Source organism: Achromobacter sp. (assembly GCF_050285585.1).
GTDB lineage: Bacteria > Pseudomonadota > Gammaproteobacteria > Burkholderiales > Burkholderiaceae_B > Achromobacter.
This window is the reverse complement of sequence record NZ_JBLZXF010000023.1, coordinates 59,042-76,628: the sequence shown is the minus strand read 5'-3', so window position 1 is coordinate 76,628 and position 17,587 is coordinate 59,042. Positions and strand designations below refer to the sequence as shown.

The 17,587-nt window shown below is 68.6% G+C and carries 16 protein-coding genes; 1 reads left to right on the top strand and 15 read right to left on the bottom strand.

Going from position 1 to position 17,587, the window contains the following annotated elements; translation table 11 throughout:
* Positions 1-29: 29 nt before the first annotated feature.
* The 3 genes from trmD to rpsP all read right to left on the bottom strand — a co-directional run bounded on the left by trmD (position 30) and on the right by rpsP (position 1,838).
* Complete coding sequence (gene trmD, locus ACN6PJ_RS23405; RefSeq protein ID WP_427998182.1) at positions 30-869, bottom strand: tRNA (guanosine(37)-N1)-methyltransferase TrmD; 840 nt, start codon at positions 867-869, stop codon at positions 30-32.
* Positions 869-1,486 (bottom strand): ribosome maturation factor RimM, encoded by a 618-nt coding sequence (gene rimM / locus ACN6PJ_RS23400; RefSeq protein WP_427998181.1) that lies wholly within the window; start codon positions 1,484-1,486, stop codon positions 869-871. The genes trmD and rimM overlap by 1 nt, the downstream gene beginning before the upstream one ends.
* A 91-nt stretch (positions 1,487-1,577) precedes the next feature.
* Positions 1,578-1,838, bottom strand: a complete 261-nt coding sequence (rpsP, locus tag ACN6PJ_RS23395) for a 30S ribosomal protein S16 (RefSeq protein ID WP_043541446.1) — start codon at positions 1,836-1,838, stop codon at positions 1,578-1,580.
* A gap of 423 nt (positions 1,839-2,261) precedes the next feature.
* Between rpsP and ACN6PJ_RS23390 the strand changes: the two genes are divergently transcribed.
* Positions 2,262-2,843, top strand: a complete 582-nt coding sequence (locus tag ACN6PJ_RS23390; RefSeq protein ID WP_427998180.1) for a hypothetical protein — start codon at positions 2,262-2,264, stop codon at positions 2,841-2,843.
* 72 nt (positions 2,844-2,915) lie between these two features.
* Here ACN6PJ_RS23390 and ACN6PJ_RS23385 read toward each other — a convergent pair whose 3' ends face one another.
* From ACN6PJ_RS23385 to ACN6PJ_RS23330, 12 genes are all read right to left on the bottom strand, one after another.
* Entirely contained in the window at positions 2,916-3,173 is a 258-nt protein-coding gene (locus ACN6PJ_RS23385) for a sulfurtransferase TusA family protein (protein ID WP_427998179.1), read from the bottom strand.
* Positions 3,173-5,797, bottom strand: a complete 2,625-nt coding sequence (gene alaS, locus ACN6PJ_RS23380) for an alanine--tRNA ligase (RefSeq protein WP_427998178.1) — start codon at positions 5,795-5,797, stop codon at positions 3,173-3,175. Before alaS ends, ACN6PJ_RS23385 begins: the two co-directional genes overlap by 1 nt.
* Positions 5,798-5,875: 78 nt before the next feature.
* The gene (locus ACN6PJ_RS23375; protein WP_427998177.1) at positions 5,876-6,877 is read right to left on the bottom strand and encodes a prepilin; all 1,002 of its coding nucleotides are present in this window, start codon (positions 6,875-6,877) and stop codon (positions 5,876-5,878) included.
* A gap of 38 nt (positions 6,878-6,915) precedes the next feature.
* Entirely contained in the window at positions 6,916-7,533 is a 618-nt protein-coding gene (locus ACN6PJ_RS23370; RefSeq protein ID WP_427998176.1) for a type 4 pilus major pilin, read from the bottom strand.
* Between the two features lie 57 nt (positions 7,534-7,590).
* A complete protein-coding gene (locus ACN6PJ_RS23365; protein WP_427998175.1) occupies positions 7,591-8,730 on the bottom strand; it encodes a hypothetical protein in 1,140 nt (379 codons plus the stop codon).
* Complete coding sequence (locus tag ACN6PJ_RS23360) at positions 8,723-10,453, bottom strand: ATPase, T2SS/T4P/T4SS family (RefSeq protein WP_427998174.1); 1,731 nt, start codon at positions 10,451-10,453, stop codon at positions 8,723-8,725. Before ACN6PJ_RS23360 ends, ACN6PJ_RS23365 begins: the two co-directional genes overlap by 8 nt.
* Entirely contained in the window at positions 10,450-10,944 is a 495-nt protein-coding gene (locus ACN6PJ_RS23355) for a hypothetical protein (protein WP_427998173.1), read from the bottom strand. Before ACN6PJ_RS23355 ends, ACN6PJ_RS23360 begins: the two co-directional genes overlap by 4 nt.
* Entirely contained in the window at positions 10,931-12,256 is a 1,326-nt protein-coding gene (locus tag ACN6PJ_RS23350) for a hypothetical protein (RefSeq protein WP_427998172.1), read from the bottom strand. The genes ACN6PJ_RS23355 and ACN6PJ_RS23350 overlap by 14 nt, the downstream gene beginning before the upstream one ends.
* A 2-nt stretch (positions 12,257-12,258) precedes the next feature.
* The gene (locus ACN6PJ_RS23345) at positions 12,259-13,839 is read right to left on the bottom strand and encodes a hypothetical protein (RefSeq protein WP_427998171.1); all 1,581 of its coding nucleotides are present in this window, start codon (positions 13,837-13,839) and stop codon (positions 12,259-12,261) included.
* Positions 13,836-14,699: a TcpQ domain-containing protein gene (locus ACN6PJ_RS23340; RefSeq protein ID WP_427998170.1), complete on the bottom strand. Its 864-nt coding sequence runs from the start codon at positions 14,697-14,699 to the stop codon at positions 13,836-13,838. The genes ACN6PJ_RS23345 and ACN6PJ_RS23340 overlap by 4 nt, the downstream gene beginning before the upstream one ends.
* 208 nt (positions 14,700-14,907) lie before the next feature.
* Positions 14,908-16,248, bottom strand: a complete 1,341-nt coding sequence (locus ACN6PJ_RS23335; protein ID WP_427998169.1) for an extracellular solute-binding protein — start codon at positions 16,246-16,248, stop codon at positions 14,908-14,910.
* A 4-nt stretch (positions 16,249-16,252) separates the two neighbouring features.
* Entirely contained in the window at positions 16,253-17,509 is a 1,257-nt protein-coding gene (locus ACN6PJ_RS23330) for a D-amino acid dehydrogenase (protein WP_427998168.1), read from the bottom strand.
* Positions 17,510-17,587: the final 78 nt, after the last annotated feature.

The window sequence follows — 17,587 nt, the reverse complement described above, 5'->3', positions numbered from 1 at the left end:
GCGCTTGGGGACCGGACCGGAACGGAAAGTCAGGAGGCGTCCGACGCCTTGGCGGGGGGACGGGCAGGCTTGCGCCTGCGCTTGGGGGGCTCGGCGGCCGGATCCCAGGTACCGGCCAATTCGGCCAGGTAGCGTTCGTCCGCCTTGTCGAGCCAGCCCTTGGCGCGGGCCGATTCGATCAGCTCGGGCCGCCGGGCCGCCGTCAGCGCAAGCGAGCGCTCGCGCCGCCAGCGGGCGATATTCGCATGATGGCCGCTCAGCAGCGCGGGGGGCACAGGTTCGCCTTCGTACACTTCGGGGCGCGTGTAGTGGGGGCTGTCCAAGAGGCCGGACAAGGTGTCGTTGAAGGAATCCTGCAGGGCGGAATCGCCGTCGTTCAACACGCCGGGAAGCAGCCGCACCGCGGCGTCGATCACCGCCAGCGCGGCGATCTCGCCGCCGGAAAGCACGAAATCGCCCAGGGAGATTTCCTGCGTGACGCAACGGTCGATGAACCGCTGGTCGACGCCTTCGTAGCGGCCGCAAATAAGGATGATGCCTTCGCTTGCGGCCAGGGATTCCGCGCCGGCCTGATCATAACGCCGGCCGACCGGCGCCAGCAGGGCGACGGGCGCGCGCCCCAGGCCTTGCGCGGCGCGCGCTTCCTGGGCGGCATTGACGGCGGCTTCCAAAGGCCCCGCCATCATCACCATTCCCGGGCCGCCGCCATAGGGACGGTCGTCCACGGTACGGTGCACGTCATGCGTGAAATCGCGGGGATTCCAGGCATGCAGGGACCACCGGCCCTGGGCGTGAGCCCGGCCGGTGACACCCAGGTCCCGCACTACCCCGAACATTTCGGGAAAGAGCGTAACGACGTCGAATCGCATCAAAAATCCGCGGGCCAGTCGCTATCGATGCGGCGGGCAGCCAGGTCGACGGCGTGGATGTGCGCGCGCACGAACGGAACAAGCATTTCGGCGGGTCGGCCCTTGGCGTCCAGGATCGGCTCGGGACCTTGGCCCCCTGCCGTCTGGCGCAGGACCTTCAGGACGGCGTGGGCGCCGTTGTCCAGGACCTCGTCGACCACGCCCAGCAGGGCGGGTTCGCCGTTGGCGCTGGAATACAGCGCGCAACCGATGAGATCGACCCAGTAGTATTCGTCTTCCTCGGTCGCGGGGAAAGCTCCCCGCGGCGCCCGCACGGAACAACCGCGCAGGGCTTCGGCCTGGTCGCGGTCGGCGATGCCAGCCAGCTGGGCCACCACGGTGGCCCCTTGCGAACGGGCTTGCACGACCTTGTAGGCGACAGGCGCAGACGCGACAGCGCCCCGCGCCAATTCAGGCACAGGGCGAGTCAACCACCATTGAGACGCTGAGAGCAGCACTTCGGCGTTGGCCGAATGTGGCTGCACCTTGACCCAGCCTTTCACGCCGTAGGCTGCACTGATGCGGCCCAGCTCGATCAAATCCGTCGGCGCCGCGTTGGAGGTTGCGGCATCAGGCATGTATCGTGCTCTTGGTAGCTATGAAGCAGCTATGAATGGTAGCTTTAAAGCGCAGTAAAGCTAGCAGGGCTGAGGCTTGGCGACGCGGGCATTAAGCCGCGGCGGAAACCTTGGCCGAGTAGTCTTTGACCAGACGCTCGACAGCGGGCGACAGTTGGGCGCCGTTGCTGGTCCAGTGCTGCACGCGATCCAGCGCGATGCGCAGGTTTTCCGTGCCTTCGCTGGCGACGGGGTTGTAGAAACCCACGCGCTCAATGAAGCGGCCGTCGCGACGGTTACGCGAATCGGTGGCCACCAGGTTGTAAAACGGACGCTTCTTGGACCCACCGCGGGCCAGGCGAATCACCACCATAGGTAATCCCTTGAATTAGTTGTGAAAAACGGGAAATTCTAGCACTTAAACCAGCCAGCTGGCAAATGGATGTGCGGGAATCTTGCGTAGCGGCGGGATTTGTATCCTAAAACACCACATCCAGGTATTCTACAAAAACGGGCCGGAGCCCGCCGCAGCCCAAAGTGTAGCCGCCCGGCCGCGCTTGTGCCTGTCCCAGTGCGTCAAAGTCAGTGCGTTTGAAGAAAAACCCGATTTTGGAGATCGGTTTTATGTCATCGTACGCAAGATCCCGCGCTTTGCTCCACCCCGCCGCGGCACCGCGGCGCCCCGTGCACGCAGTCTTCAAGCCATCCCCCTGAGGGCGGAGTTTCCGCCACTCGCCGCCGTCTCTTCTTCCCCGTGTTTTTCCCCCAAACTTCCTCTACCGGAGGGTGCAACATCATGAAGAATCGGAATTCTGTCTTCACCCCTGTCGCGCGTCTGGCCATGGCGGGCCTGCTCGCGGGTTCGCTGGCGATGCCGCTGGCGGCCTCCGCCCGCATCGTCGGCGCCGCCCTGACAACGGCCACGGGCAAGGTCACCGCGGTGGACCCGGCCAGCCGGACCATCACGTTGCAAGGCGAGAACGGCAATACCTTGAACATCCTGGCGGGTCCGAACGTCCGGAATTTCCAACAGATCAAGCCCGGCGACACGCTGACGCTCGACTACTATGAATCGGTGGCGGTGGCCGTGCGCCCGGCCGGCTCGGGCGTGCCCGAGGTCGTGACGGAAACGGCCGGCACCCGCAGCCCCAAGGGCGGCATGCCCGCCGGCGCCGCCGGCCGCCAAACCACGATCACCGCCGAAATCTGGCACATCAACAAGAGCGCCAACCTGGTTACGCTCAAGGGTCCGCAAGGCGGCATGCGCACCGTCCAGGTGCGCGACCCTGCCCTGCAGGCGCGGCTCCAGCAGCTGAAGGAAGGCGATCTCGTCGACTTCACGATCACCCAGGCCGTGGCCGCAGCCGTCCGCAAGTAGCCGTTCGGACGGCCAAAAAAAGGACCCGCCGGAAGGCGGGCCCTTTTGTTCTTGCGCCCCGGAAGCAGGCAGTCAGCGCCGCCGCAGGAAGTGCACCCCGCGGCCGTCGACTTCCTGCTGCGCCACCAGGGTATTGCCCGTCTGGCGGGCGAAAGCCTGGAAGTCGCGGATCGCGTTGCGGTCCGTGGTGATGACGCGCAGCACCTCGCCGCTCGCCATCTGCGCCAAGGCTTTCTTGGCGCGCAGGATGGGCAAGGGGCAGGTCAGGCCGCTGGCGTCGACCTCTTGCTCGAAGGACGGCGCTTGCGCGCCGGCATCAGGAGTGCTCATCACAGACGCTCGTCGACCCACTTCTGCACGCTGGCGATCGCCGCGGGCAAGGCGCTGACGTCGGTGCCGCCGCCCATGGCCATGTCCGGACGGCCGCCGCCTTTGCCCCCGACCTGGGCGGCCACGAAACCGACCAGATCGCCCGCCTTGATGCGGTCGGTCAGGTCGGCGGTGACGCCGCCCACCACGCTGATCTTGCCATCGGCGGAGCCCGTGGCCAGCAGCACGACCGCCGGCTTCAGGCGATCTTTCAGGTTGTCGACCATGCCGCGCAGCGCCTTGGGATCCACGTCGCCGATACCGGCGGCCAGGACCTTGATGCCCTTGACGTCGACCGCGGCGCTGGAGGCCAGGTCATTGCCCGCGCTGGCGGCAAGCTTGCTGCGCGATTGTTCGAGGTCTTTCTCGAGCGCCTTGACCTGGTCCTGCACCTGCGCGATGCGCGCGGGCAGGTCCGCGGGCGAGGAACGCAGCATCCCCGCGACTTGCGTCAGCAAGGCATTCTGGTTCTGCACCCAAGCCAGGGCGTTGTCTCCGGTGATGGCCTCGATGCGGCGCACGCCCGCGGCCACGCCGCCCTCGGAAACGATCTTGAACAGGCCGATATCGCCGGTGCGGGCGACGTGGGTGCCGCCGCAAAGCTCGCGCGAGAAGCCGATATCGAGCACGCGGACCGTATCGCCGTACTTTTCGCCGAACAGCGCCATGGCGCCGCCCTTGACCGCGTCGTCATAGGGCATGACCTGCGCCACGGTGGGCTGGTTGGCGAGGATTTCCGCGTTGACGATGGCTTCGACGCGGGCGATCTGCTCGGCCGTCAGCGGCGCATCCTGGGCGAAGTCGAAACGGGTCTTGTCGGGATCCACCAGCGAGCCGCGCTGCTGCACGTGCGCGCCCAGCACCTGGCGCAGGGCCTTGTGCATGAGGTGGGTGGCCGAGTGGTTGCGCACCGTACGGGCGCGGCGCACCGCGTCCACGCGCGCCAGCAGCGTGTCGCCCACGGACAGGGTGCCCGATTCGAGCAGGCCGTGGTGGCCGAAGACGCCGGACTGGATCTTCAAGGTGTCGGCGACGGCGAACCGCAAGCCGTCGGCCTCCAGCAGGCCGGTGTCGCCCACCTGGCCGCCCGATTCCGCGTAGAACGGCGTGGCGTCGAGCACGACGACCGCGTTCTGGCCGGCCTCGACCTGCTGGACCTGCGTGCCGTCGACGTACAGGGCCGTGACCTTGACGCCATCGAGTTCGAGCTTTTCGTAGCCTTCGAAACGCGTATCCGCGCCTTCGTAGCTCAGGCCCTCGGCCATCTTGAACTTGCCGGCGGCGCGCGCCTGGTCGCGCTGGCGTTCCATGGCGACCTCGAAGCCGGCCATGTCCACGTCCACTTCGCGTTCGCGGCAGATGTCGGCGGTGAGGTCCACCGGGAAGCCGTAGGTGTCGTACAGCGTGAAGAGCGTGGTGCCGTCCAGCTGGCCGCCCTTGGGCACGTTGGCCAGGGCGGCATCCAGGATGCGCATGCCGTGTTCGAGCGTTTCGCCGAAACGCTCTTCTTCCTGCTTCAGCACCTGCGCCACGCGCTCGGCGGTGGCGGCCAGTTCCGGATAGGCCTCGCCCATCTCGGCGACCAGGTCGGGCACCAGGCGATGGAAGAACGGCTTGGTCTGCCCCAGCTTGTAGCCATGGCGCAGCGCGCGGCGGACGATGCGGCGCAGCACGTAGCCGCGGCCTTCGTTGCTGGGAATCACGCCATCGACGATCAGGAACGAGCAGGCGCGGATGTGGTCCGCGATGACCTTGAGCGAATTGTCTTCCAGGTCCTTGATGCCGGTTTCGCGCGCGGCGGCGGCGATCAGGTGCTGGAACAGGTCGATTTCATAGTTGGAATGCACGCCTTGCAACACGGCGGCGATACGCTCCAGGCCCATGCCGGTATCGACACAGGGGCGCGGCAGGCGCGGCATGTTGCCCGCGGCATCGCGCTCGAATTGCATGAACACCAGGTTCCAGATCTCGATGTAGCGGTCGCCGTCTTCCTCGGGCGATCCCGGGGGGCCGCCCCAGATCTCGGGGCCGTGGTCGTAGAAGATTTCCGAACACGGGCCGCAGGGGCCGGTATCGGCCATCTGCCAGAAGTTGTCCGACGCGTAGCGCGCGCCCTTGTTGTCGCCGATGCGGATGATGCGCTCGGCCGGCACCCCGACTTCCTTGGCCCAGATGTCGTAGGCCTCGTCGTCTTCCTGGTACACGGTGACCCAGAGCTTCTCGGCCGGCAGCTTGTAAACCTGGGTCAGCAGCTCCCAGGCGTACTGGATGGCGTCACGCTTGAAATAGTCGCCAAAGCTGAAGTTGCCCAGCATTTCGAAGAACGTATGGTGGCGGGCGGTGTAGCCCACGTTCTCCAGGTCATTGTGCTTGCCGCCGGCGCGCACGCTGCGCTGCGACGAGGTGGCACGCGTGTAGGACCGCGATTCCTTGCCCGTGAAGACGTCCTTGAACTGGACCATGCCCGAATTGGTGAAGAGCAAAGTCGGGTCGTTGCCGGGGACGAGCGACGACGAAGGGACGATGGTGTGTCCCTTGGACTTGAAGAATTGCAGGAACTGCTGGCGAATCTCGGAGGATTTCATCGTGGATGAAGCAGGATTTAGGCGAATTTTTGATTATAGAGTGTTGGCGGGCGTACGCGGCAATGGGCGGGAACCGGCTCAGCGCACGCAGACGTAGCCGGTGGTCCAGCCTTCCGTCTGGGTCCATTTGCCGCCCGCCGAAACAATCACGGCGCTGTAGCCCCACGGGCACGAGCAACTGCCCGTGCGCGGATTGGCCGTGGACACGCCGGAGTAATGGTAGCAACCCAGGGGGTGATTCACACTGAACGCGCCGCCGAAGCCGCCGCTGGCCTGGGCCCAGACATTGGATTGGCACGTCAGCAGCTCTCCCTGGGCCGAATTGGCCATCGTCCCGTTGGCGACGCCGCAGTATTGCCCCGCCGCAGCCCGGGCCCCGATGGAAAGGTAGGCGCCGACCGAGGCCGACGATCCGACGGTGAGCGAGCCCTGGAGCTCGGGATCGCGCGTGTCGTGGCGACGCACGAAACGATCCAGGTCCGGCCCCCCTTCTCCTGCTCCGGCCCCCGCCCACAGCGCCAGGGTGCCCGGCGCATGGGCCGGCGCGCCCGCCGCCGGAGGATTCGCGAAATCGAATGCGGCCCCGCGCAGCCGCCCGGGCGAGCCCGGCCACACGGCGCCGCCATAGCCGCCGGCGGCCTCGATGACGGCCGCCATGCCCACCAGGTCCGGCGTATTCGTCCCTTTTTTCAGCAGAGGCTGGGCGCTGTAGACCAGTCCATCCAGCCGGCATTGCGCGCCAGGGCATGCCGGAGCCCGGACGACCCGGACCTGCGCGGCAAAGCCCATGGCCGAACGATCGGGAAAGCCGCCAGGCAGGTATCCCGCGGCGCGCAGCTCGCCCAGGCCGGGCGACCAGGGGTCGGCGAACAACGGCGTCCCCTGCGTGTCGCGCGGCGCCTCTCCTTTGGCCAGCGCCGTGAAATGCGTGGAGAGCACCTGGTCCACGGCCAGCCGGATCTGCGTGAGCCACACTCCCGCGGAGCGCGCCGCCGCGTCCTCGATCCGCTGCGCCAGTTGGTTGGAGGCCCAGATGGCGGCCATGACGGTCAGGGCCAAGGCAAGCGCCAGGCCCGGCATCGAGAATCCGCGTTGCCTGCGCGGAGGCGGACGCCCGTTCATTTGGCGGTGAACACAAAGGTGTTGACGTCGCCCTGGCTGCATTGCGCCTGGGCCAGGGCGGCCCGGTACGGCACGCTGGGCGTGGCCAGCGCGTTCTTCACGACACGGACGCCCCCCTCCCCGCCGATGGAGATGATTTCGGACATCCGCTGCAGCACCGAGGCCAGCGCCGGGCACGCGGCATGGCTGACGTTGGTCAGCGTGATGGAAAACGCGGAACCCAGCCCCGCGCTGCCGAACGCGGCCGCCGCCACCTCGATGACGCCATTGCTGCCCACGCCGTTGCCGCCCAGGCCATGCACGATCCGCGCCCCCGCGCCCGTGCCCTGCACGGACAGGACGCTGGAGTCCCGCAGGGCGTTGGCCATGGCGCCCGTGTCCAGGCCCGCGTAGGGCGTAACGCCCCCGCCCAGGCCGTTGATCTTCATGCTGGCGATGAAGCGCTGCAATTCCTCGCCCACCTTGGGCACCTTGTTTTCGATGACATAGGCGCCGATGGCCGGGATGCCGACGATCGCGATCAGCAGCACGATGGCGGTGACGATGGATACTTCCATCAGCGAAAAGCCCCGTTGCCGGGTGGCGCCGGACGGGAATTCATTGGAAAGCCGCATGCTTGTCTCCTGGGTGATGTAGCGCCGGCGGCGAGGCGGGCCGCCGACGCCTGCCGCCTACCGGCTGGCATAGAAATTGGTGAGCGCCTGGCGCAATTCGTCGATCACGCCGTAGTGCCAGAGCGTGATCCCCAGCACCGCCGCCACGGATGCGATCAGCAGCAGCCAGCGCAGCGCCGAGGCCTGCCGCCGCACATGCGCGAGCAGACGTCCCTCCACGCGCAGGCGGGCCCGGGCCAGGCCGGCCTCCATGCCCAAGGCGTCGATCATGTCGGCCATGTACCACCAGGTTTCCGTCTCGAGCAGGCCCGTGCCGAATATCTCGGGGCCGGTCAGGCCGGCATCGATCCGTGCCAGCATGTCCTGCAGGTGCACGAGCAGCCAGGGCGGCGCGCCGCGCGCCTGCACCGCCAGGGCACGCCGCAGGCGGGTGTCGGCGGACCCGTGCTGCCTGACGAGCACGGCCAACAGGGAAAGAAAGCGGATGGCATGGAAATCGCGATAGAGCCGCCACAGCAGCCAGCCGTCGAGGCGCGCCCTGACCGGCCCCGTGAAGTGCGGCAGCGACCAGAGGCCCAGCGCGGCCAGGCCGAAGACCAGCACCAGCCACAACGGCAGCCACGACCTCAGGCCCTCGGCGAGCGCGAACAAGGCCCGGGTCAGGCGGGCGTAGTCTTCCGCCGGCACCGCCTGGAAGACGTGCTGCAAGCGCGGCACGGTGAAAAAAGGAATGGCCAGCAACAACGCAAAGGCGACCGCCGCCGCGGCCACGCCCGCCGCGGCCGTGGATACGAGAGCCCGCCAGGCCTGCGCCGCCTGCCGCGCCGCGCGCGCCAGGTCCCGCAGCGCGGCGGCCAGGTCTCCGCCCTCGTCCTGCACGCAACCGAGCAACAGGCATTCGCCGGCAGGCAGCGTGCCGGACCACGCCGCGCCCAGGTCGCCGCCGGCGTCCTGGTAGGCGGACGCCCAGTGCTGCGAAAGACGGCCGCGCACGGTGTCCTGGCCGTATCGGCGCGCGTCGTCCTCGAAGATGTCGCGCAGGCTCTTGCGCCCTTGCGTGCCCTCTACCAGGTCCGCCAGATACTCGTAGTAGTCCGCGCGGCCCGAGCGAAAGCGCGCCGCGTCCAGGCGCAACAGCGCGGCGCCGCCAATCGGCCGGCGCCACGCAGGCGCCTTCGGAGCGAGCGGTTCAGCCATGGGCGGCTCCGCCTGATCCGACGCCGATATCCGGCACGCCCGCAGGAAGGTCGAAGCGGCGCAACAGGGAGCGCGGATCGATTTCGCCCAGGCTGGCCCGGTACAGGGCGCTGTCGAGCGCCTGCCCGCCGCGCTTGGCTTCATCGCGCCAGGCGGCCGGCCCCGCCGCCCGGGCCTGTTGCCTCAGGCCCAGGTTGTCGCGCGTGCGCACCCGTTCGAGAAATCCGTCCACACGCTCAGGTTCGACCATCTCGGCCGCGACGCAACGGCCCGCCGTGCCGTTGAGCTCGGGCAGGTGCGGCCGTCTGCAATCGGGACAGCCCGCGGGATTCCGTACCCTGAGCGAGCCCGCGTCCAGCTGAAACGTCGCGGCCATGCCGTGGACCCATCCCCGCCAGTCGGCGGCAACGCCGGCCCCCGACGATCCGCCCGATGCCGCCCACAGGCTGTCCGCCGGCAGCGCGCAGCGTGCGCACAGGCGCGGCAGCAAGGTCTGGTAGACCAGCAGCTTGAGAATGCCCGGCGAGGCCAGGAAATCCCGCGATACGCCGATCGCGTCCGAGGCCAGGCGTTCCGGAATCATCACGGCGCAGGCCGCGTGGGTGGTGGTGTACAGGCTGATTCCGGAACTGACCAGGTCCATGAAGGCGCGGCCGGTATCCATATCGCGGATTTCGCCGATGAGCAGGTCATTCATCGCGGACCGCTTGATGGTCTTGAGCTTGGTGTCGAACGCCGGCCAGGCGGACTCCGCCAGGGCTGCGCCCAGGGTGTTCTGCAAGGCGTTGCCGATGAGATATTCCACCGGGTCTTCGAGCGTAATGACCTTGCGGGTAGGCGCGATTCCGCGCATCAAGGCGGCGATGGTGGTGGACTTTCCCGAACCCACCACGCCCGCGAGCACGATGGCTCCGCCCTCGCGTTCGCGGGCGCGCACCAGAGCCTCCACTTGGGCAGGCAGATAGCCCAGCGCCAGCAGATCGCCGTCGGCCGTCGCATCCCGCCGCAGGATCCGCAGGCAGACGGACGGCCCCGCGTCGGTGGCAAGCGAGGCCCAACGCAGCACGATCGGCGCGCCGTCGATGTCCAGCGCGATGCGCCCCTGCTGTTCCAGCGCCGGATCGAAGACGGCGCCATTGCCCCCCCTGACGTCCATCCAGGCCACGGCCAGGACTTCCAGCAGCGTCGCATTGGACAGGCCGGCGAAGCGCTCGGTGCCGACGTACTCGCCACCGATGGTGTAGCGGATCTCGCAGGCCTCCCGCCGCCGGTCGACGTTGATGTGCACGTCGCTTGCCCCCTGCGCCACGCCCCAGCGGACGATGTCCAGGAACAGCGCGGCCAGAGCGGAGGCGCGCGCTTCCTGCTGCGCCCCTGTCCGCGCGGCCAGGCCCGGGGCCGCCAACTGGCCCCGGGCGACCATCAACAGCAGCGGCGCCGGCAACTGGTAGCGCGGCACGCGCGCCAGCCGGTAGCCCTCCGCCTTGACCATGCGCTCGATTTCGTCGATCTGGTCGCCCAGCGTGTAGTCCTTCACGGCGAAGACCGCGACCTCTCCGGATTCCAGCAGTACGGGGCACAGCCTGCCCGCCAGGGCGGCCAGGTCGAACTCGCGGCCCAGGGCTCGCACGAAGGCGGGCGCCATGCGGCCGATGTCTTCCGGCGTCCGCAGCTCGGGCGGATGCCAGGCCGCGACGGCGGGCAGCAAGGAGGACGCCGTCATGGATAGACCCTGCCGAGATCCAGGCAGGCGGTGCGTTCGAGGCCGTCGCGGCGCAGCCGCACGCAGGCATCCTCGATGGCGAGCAGCTGGTAGGTTTCCGCCGCGGCGGAACCCGCGACAGGCGCGCCGCGGCCGGATTGGTAGCGCAGCACGGCGCCGTTGACGTTGAGATCGACCCGCAGGCTGCGGGCGACGCCGAATATGGCGAGCACGCGGATGTCGTCGGATGGGCGGACGGGAGCGGCCTGCGGCACGGACGCCGCGCCGGCCGGGCAGATGCCGGGCACCCGGCAATCGGCCAACGCGGCGGCGGCGTCAGCGCGCAACAGCGCGCGCACGGTTTCCGCTTCCGGCCAGGCCTGCTGGTCCTCGGGGGGTGGCGGCGGCATCTGGGCATGGGCGCACGGCGCCAGCGCCGCCGACAGCGCAAGGCCGCGGACGAAGCGGGCCGCGAACCCGCGGCAGACAGCGTCCGCCCTATTCCTGTTCATAGAGTTCTCCGTGCAATTCAGCGATGAGCGTGCTCGCGGCGAGGCCGGGGTTGGGCTGCGGCTGGATCTCGAGCGACAGGCGCGACCACCGCGCCACCGGGATGGCGCCCGGCAGCAAGACGAACGAACGCAAGGGCCCCCGCAACGTAAGGACCCGGCGGCGAATGCCGGCCTGGTCCGAATGTGCAGCCACAAAGCCATTGGCCGCCGGTTGCGCGGGCATGGGCAACGGCGCGGCCGCCGCCAACGCAACGGCGGAAAAGGCCGGCTGCAAGCGCTGCAGCGCCGTGACCAGTTCGGTGTCGACCTGGGCGCGGGTGGGCAACGACAGGTCCGCGAGCCAGGCTTGCCCCGACGGTATCCGCCAGGACAGCGTCGCCGCTTCCATCGGCTGGAACGACACGTCCCACCCTACCGGCCGCAGCGCATACAGCGTCTGGTTCGTGGCGGCGGGATGAGCCCGGACGTAGGCGGCCGAACACGTCCACTGCCGCGTTTCCGCAAGACAATGCGCGCGGCTCAACGCCCAGCCCCGGACCTGTATGGGCAGCTTGCCCAGGCCGGCCATTACGCGATTCAGGTCGGACGGGACATGGGCCGCGGTGGTTTGCAGCAAGACGAGGTAAGGATCCTGCGGAGGCGGGCCGCTATCGGCGTTGCCGGGCGCGGGCGCTTCGCGCGCCTGCCATTGCGGCGCCAGGGCGTTCCAGAGCGCCGGCGCGACGGCCGATACCCCCACGCACGCCAGGAATAGCCGCAAGGCGAGCGGCAGTTCGGCCCAGCGGCTCGGCAGCACGGTCAGCCGGGAGGCAGGGTCCGCCGCCTGCAGCAGCGCCGCCCAGGCCGCCTCGGCCTCCCGCGCAGGCAAGGCAGGCCGCTGGGAAAGCAATGCCGCCTGTTCCCGCAGGGCCTCGTCCTGGGAGGCGAAGACCCGGTCGGTCTGCGAAAGCACCGTGCCACGCTGGGCCGCCACCAGCCAGAGCCGGCCGTCCGGCAGGCGGATCAGGCTGTGCCCGCCATCGGGGTACAGCAAGGCATAGAGCTGCGCGGCGGCCTGGATGAATGGCGCCCCATTCCCTCGCGCGCGCCCTGCGCGCCACCCGCCCAGCCGCCGCGGCCGCAACCGGCCATAACCCGCCATCGTCGCGGGCGCTCCGCCCACCACGTAGTGGCTGGCCCGCAAACGCCGCCCGCGCGAACGGGCCAGCGCAGGCAGGTTGGAGCCGATCAGGGCAAACCAGCGCAGGCCGAACGCCAGCGTCCGGCCCGTGCCCGGGCAATCGAGCAGCAGCGTGTCGGGGACGCGGTCCATGCTCAGTACCCCTCTTCGACCTGGGCCGTCACCAGCACCAGCGTCGTTGTGCGTTCCGAGGCGCCGCTGTCCTGGCCGCCCGCGATCAGCGGCGCGCCGGGCGCAAGCCGCCGGCGTTCGTGCTGATCCTGGCTGCGGTCGAAGCCGGAAACGATGATGGGCTGCCCGGGCCGCAGCTCGATCTGCTGCACGGTGCCGTTGCCGTCGATCGTGATCTGCTGGACCTGGACCTGATTGCCGCGCTCGCCGAAAGCGATGGTCTTCAAGGGTTGCGCGACGGCGTTATCGTAGGCGAGCGACAGCAGGATCTGGCCGTCTTCCTGGATATCGGGCAGCAGCGTCAGGAACGAACCTACCGTTTCTTCCTTCTGGCTGATGGAGACCGCGGGCAGCGTGCCGTTGGCTCCGCCCGCCGTGGTTCCGGGAACGGCAGTGCTCTGCACCCGATCGATGTAGGAAAACGTGGTTCTGATGGCGTGGGTGACGGGCCTGCGGTTCAAGGTCAGGACGGGAACCTTGCTGTGCCGCACGACGGCGCCCATTGCGCTGAGCGCGGAGACGATGGCCTGCGAGCCCTGGAAAGGGCCGTTGCGCACCGCGGCGTCGAGCACTGCGTCGCCGCCGCCGGGCAGCGCCAGCCGGGCCGTCGCGCCAGCAGCGGCATACACGGCATTCCAGTCGATGCCGCCGGCCGCGGACTCGTTGGCGATGACGGTGATTTCCTCGAAGACCAGCCGGACTCGGCGGGTCAACGCCTTGTTCTCGCGCTCGAGATAGCGGGCAACGCGGTCCAGGGCCTCGGGGGTGTCGGTGACGACGATGGAGGTTGCCCCCTCGACGGCATCGGCCATGACGCCGGAGCGGGTCAGGAACGGCAGGATGTTGGCGCGCAGGATGGCCAGCGCATCGTGCTGGCCGGCGGACAGCGACGTATTGGAAGCGCTTTCGAAACCCTCCCCTTCGCCGCTGCCGGAGCGGCCCAGCCGGATGTCGACCTTGCTGGCCAGCGACAGCGCGCGCAGGTCGAACACCCGGCTTTCGATGCGGTAGAACTCCAGCGCATTGCGCTCATAGCGCCAATGCACCGAATAGCGCGCCGCCAGCGCATCGAGCAGGTCGGCCAACGGTTGGCCGCCCGCGCGGACCTCGATATTGGCCGGCGACGGGACCGTCAGCGCGCCGCTGACGGCGAGCCGCGGCAGGAACAGGTCCAGCGGCAGCAAGGCGTCTGGCTGCACCCGCACGGCGATGCCCGTCGCGGCGGTCAGGCGCTGCGCCACCGTGGACAGGTCGGCGTCGTCCGCCAGCATCAGCGTGGTGCGCACGTTCTCCCGCAAGGCGGGAGGCAGCAGCACCTCGCGCGCGAGCGGCTGGGGCTTGCCCGCCAGCCAGGGCGCCGCCACCTCTTGCGCGGCGATGCGCGCCTTGCGATCCGCCAGGCCGTCGGCGAACGCCTGGTGCGTGGCGGTGACCCCGGCCTGCCGATCGCGGGCGGCGCGGCCGAGATCGGTAACCTGCTGCGATATGGAGCAGCCTCCCAACACGCCTGACGCCACGGCGCACAAAAAGAGTTTGCGGGTCATGCGGCGGCCCCTCCCGGCGCGGCCGTGCGCGTGCAGGACTGCGCCAACGGCACGACGCGCAGGACCTTGTTGCCATAGAAGCAAGGCTGCAGGGGCTTCTCCGCAAGCTCGGTGGAGCCCAGCAGATCGCGCACGGCCGATTTGAAGTCGCCAGAGAATTCCGCCGTGGCGGACAAGGGGATGTCGACGTCCACGGCCCAGTGCTGAGGCTGGAACGTCCACCCCGCCATGCCCGCCCAGCGCGCGAGCACGGCCCGCAGCGTGGCGTCCGGCGGCGCGGCGCGGTACAGCGTGGCGGGAACGCCGGCGTTATCCGGTTCCGGCGGCGGCGACGCGACGGCGCCGGCCACGCCGGTATCGGCCGGGCCCGCGGGCTCGGCGGCCACGGCCAGGGGGCCGCCCGCAGCCAAGGCGCCGACGGACGCCGGGGCCGGCGCGATGCGCTGGACGACGGCTTGCGGCGCGGATGGCGCGTGTTCGCCTCCGGCCTCGGCAACCGGCTGCATGCGCTGCGCCCGCGCCGTCAGGCGCCCTCCGCGGAACGAAAGGCTGTTCCAGCCGCCCGTCAGCACCACATAGGGATCGCGCCGGAAATACGGCAAGGCGCGCTCGCCATCGGTGCCGATGCCGAAGATCGCCGGCAAGGCCTGGCCGGGCGCGAATTGCAGCCAAGTTTCCTTGCCGTCGTCGAACACCTGCATGGGCGCCACGGCCGGATCGCCGGACAGCTGCCAATCGAAACGAAAGCCTTGCGCGGCCGGCCGCGCGCCCTGCCAGGACGATCCGGCAACGCCCTGGTCGGACCATGTGCAAGCCCCCAGGCAGGACAGGCCTGCCGCCATGAAGAAGAGTCGAACCATGCCTCACCGCGAACAATGGGCGCATCGGAAGCGATGCGCATGCACGCATGGTGGATGAGCGCCTCCTGCCTCGCCAGACTGGCATGTACGCATGGATGGTTTGGTCCCGCCGGCCGCTTCCGCGCTTTCGGGACGAAAAAAACCGGTCCAAGGACCGGTTTCCCTGCAGGCCTGGCGGGGGTGCCGCCGCCAGGCCAAGCCGCCGCAATCAGCGTTGCGCGGCGATGCTGCGGGCCTGCGAGGCGGCGTTGTTCAGCGCCGCGACCGGCGGCACCTTGCCCTCGAAAGCTTCGTTGAGCTGCTCGTTGAAGACCGGCTCGATGCGCTGGTAGTTGGCCATGCGGAAGCCGCGGCTGTTGGTGCCCGGCTGGGTGCGCATGGAAGCGATCAGCGCCTGGACGCCCGGAATGCGGTCGTAGAACGACACGTCCGAAGCGCGGAAGGCGGCTTCCGTCAGCGGGAGATAGCCGGTGCGCTGGTGCCATTCGGCCGCGATGACGGGCTTGGACAGCCAGGCCAGGAACTGGGCGGTGGCCTTCTCCTCGGCCTGGGGATGGCCCTCGAGCGCCCACAGCGCCGATCCGCTCACGAACGGCTTGCCGCCGTCCTTGGTGACCTGGTCGTAGTAAGGCAGCGGCGCCACGCCGAAGGACAGCGACTTGGTATTGATGAACTGGCCGAAGGCGCCGGTGTTGGAAGTCAGCACCGCGCATTCGCCCTTGGCGAACAGCTTGTCGCTGGCGTTGTCGCCCGAGTGCGCCACGAACAGCAGCGAACGCTTCCAGCTCACCATCAGCGAGATGTGGCGCATGTAGAGCGTATCGAACTGCATGGCCGGGGCGGCGGACTTCTTGCTGACGGCGTCCAGCCCGTTGTTGTTGCTGGTGAACAGCTGGTTGTTGATGGGCGCCAGGTTCTCCAGGTGGACCGAAACCTGGTCGCTGGACGCGTACGGGCAGTCGATGTCGGCCACGTCGCGCAGCTTCAGGAGTTCGCCTTGCAGGGCGGTCCAGGTGCGGGCGGGCTTTTTGGGATCCAGGCCGGCCTTCTTGTAGGCGGCGGTGTTGTAGAACATCACCGGCACTTCGGCCATCCAGGGGAAGGCCAGCAGGCGGCCCTTGCTGTCGCGCGTGAAGCTGCTGGTGGCCGGCACGAACCAGTTCAGGTCCTTGATCGGATATTTGGCCAGCAATTCGTACAGCGGCAGCACGGCCTTGTGCTGGGCGACGACTTCGGGCGAATGGTTGTCGGTCAGTTGCAGCAGGTTCGGGCCCTTCTTGGCCTTGACCGCGGACACGGCCTCCTGTTCCAGCGCGGCGGACGAGGCGAAGCCGCGCAGCGTCACGCGGACCTGGTCCTGCTCCTTGTTGTATTGTTTGGCCAGTTTTTCGAACTCGGCCTTGTTTGCGTCGGTCAGCGTGTGCCAGACCTGTATTTCGACCGCGGCGGCATTCGCCGCTCCGGCGACCGCCATGGCAGCCCCGAATACCCATGCGCGCCGGTTGGCGAACATCGCGCGGGCAATGCCCGCCAATTGCAGATTCTTCATAGGTTCACAGACCAAGAAAAGGGAATTCCGGTTCCGGCCGCCGTCCGCTGAGGAGATCGGCCAATGCCCGGCCCGAGCCAACGCCCATCGTCCAGCCGAGCGTCCCGTGGCCTGTATTGACATACAGGTTGGGGATGCGACTGCGGCCGATGATGGGCACGTTCGAGGGAGTGGACGGGCGCAGGCCCGACCAATAGCTGACACGCTCGAAATCGAGCGCATCGGGAAAAAGTTCGCGCGCCAGACGGCTCATGGCTTCGCAGCGGCCCGTATTCAGGCTGCGGGAATATCCCGACAGCTCCGCGGTGCCAGCCATGCGCAGGCGGTCGCCCAAACGGGAAAACACGACTTTATGGCTGCTGTCCGTCAGGCTGACCATGGGCGCGGCTTCCGGCTTGAGCACCGGGAAAGTCGCGGAATAGCCTTTGGCCGGATAGACGTTGCAGGGAATGCCCAGGGGGCGCAGCAGGCCCGGGCTGAAACTGCCCAGCGCCACGACATAGGCGTCGGCCGACAGCGCGCCGTAGCGGCCGTCGGGCCCGATGAGTTCAACGCCTTGCACCGTGCCGCCGGTGGTCAGCAGGCGCGTGGCGCGGGTGCTGTATTGGAACTCCACGCCGGCGCGGACGCAGCGTTCCGCGAGGGCCGCCGTGAACAGGTGCACGTCGCCGCTTTCGTCCTCGGGCGTGTAGTCGCCCCCGACGATCGTCTGGCGATGCGGGGCCAGGGCGGGCTCGATGGCGATGACCTCTTCCGTGGACACCACCCGCCGCTCTACCCCGAAATCACGCATCAGGCCGGCCGCGCGTTGCGAGGTCTCGAATTCGTGCTGGTCGCGATAGAAGTTCAGGATGCCGCGTTCCAGGTGGTCGTACTGGATGCCGAGGTCCGCGCGCATGCCGCGCAGGGTGGCGCGGCTGTATTCCGCCATGCGGACCATGGCGCGGATATTGGGAGCCAGGCGGCCGGGCATGCATTCGCGCAGGAACGCAAGCCCCCACATCCATTGCCGCCAGTCGAGCTGCGGACGGAACAACAGCGGGGCGTTGTCCTGGAACATCCATTTGAGCAGCTTCAGGGGAGCCTGCGGATTGGCCCAGGGCTCGGCATACGACACCGAAATCTGGGCGCCGTTGGCGAGGCTGGTTTCCTGGGCGGGACCGGTGCAGCGATCGATGACCACGACGTCGTGGCCCGCCTGGTTCAGCCACCAGGCGCTGGAGATTCCGATGATGCCGCCACCCAATACCGCTACTTTCATGCCCGCATTGCTCCTTGCGTGCCAACTCGGCTTCCGGACCCGATGTCCGCGACCCCTGGCAAGCTGCTGCCACGGCAG

Coding starts and splice junctions, on each gene's coding strand:
- trmD (WP_427998182.1), bottom strand. CDS start 869: ATGCGATTCGACGTCGTTACGCTCTTTCCCGAAATGTTCGGGGTAGTG.
- rimM (WP_427998181.1), bottom strand. CDS start 1,486: ATGCCTGATGCCGCAACCTCCAACGCGGCGCCGACGGATTTGATCGAG.
- rpsP (WP_043541446.1), bottom strand. CDS start 1,838: ATGGTGGTGATTCGCCTGGCCCGCGGTGGGTCCAAGAAGCGTCCGTTT.
- ACN6PJ_RS23390 (WP_427998180.1), top strand. CDS start 2,262: ATGAAGAATCGGAATTCTGTCTTCACCCCTGTCGCGCGTCTGGCCATG.
- ACN6PJ_RS23385 (WP_427998179.1), bottom strand. CDS start 3,173: ATGAGCACTCCTGATGCCGGCGCGCAAGCGCCGTCCTTCGAGCAAGAG.
- alaS (WP_427998178.1), bottom strand. CDS start 5,797: ATGAAATCCTCCGAGATTCGCCAGCAGTTCCTGCAATTCTTCAAGTCC.
- ACN6PJ_RS23375 (WP_427998177.1), bottom strand. CDS start 6,877: ATGCCGGGCCTGGCGCTTGCCTTGGCCCTGACCGTCATGGCCGCCATC.
- ACN6PJ_RS23370 (WP_427998176.1), bottom strand. CDS start 7,533: ATGCGGCTTTCCAATGAATTCCCGTCCGGCGCCACCCGGCAACGGGGC.
- ACN6PJ_RS23365 (WP_427998175.1), bottom strand. CDS start 8,730: ATGGCTGAACCGCTCGCTCCGAAGGCGCCTGCGTGGCGCCGGCCGATT.
- ACN6PJ_RS23360 (WP_427998174.1), bottom strand. CDS start 10,453: ATGACGGCGTCCTCCTTGCTGCCCGCCGTCGCGGCCTGGCATCCGCCC.
- ACN6PJ_RS23355 (WP_427998173.1), bottom strand. CDS start 10,944: ATGAACAGGAATAGGGCGGACGCTGTCTGCCGCGGGTTCGCGGCCCGC.
- ACN6PJ_RS23350 (WP_427998172.1), bottom strand. CDS start 12,256: ATGGACCGCGTCCCCGACACGCTGCTGCTCGATTGCCCGGGCACGGGC.
- ACN6PJ_RS23345 (WP_427998171.1), bottom strand. CDS start 13,839: ATGACCCGCAAACTCTTTTTGTGCGCCGTGGCGTCAGGCGTGTTGGGA.
- ACN6PJ_RS23340 (WP_427998170.1), bottom strand. CDS start 14,699: ATGGTTCGACTCTTCTTCATGGCGGCAGGCCTGTCCTGCCTGGGGGCT.
- ACN6PJ_RS23335 (WP_427998169.1), bottom strand. CDS start 16,248: ATGAAGAATCTGCAATTGGCGGGCATTGCCCGCGCGATGTTCGCCAAC.
- ACN6PJ_RS23330 (WP_427998168.1), bottom strand. CDS start 17,509: ATGAAAGTAGCGGTATTGGGTGGCGGCATCATCGGAATCTCCAGCGCC.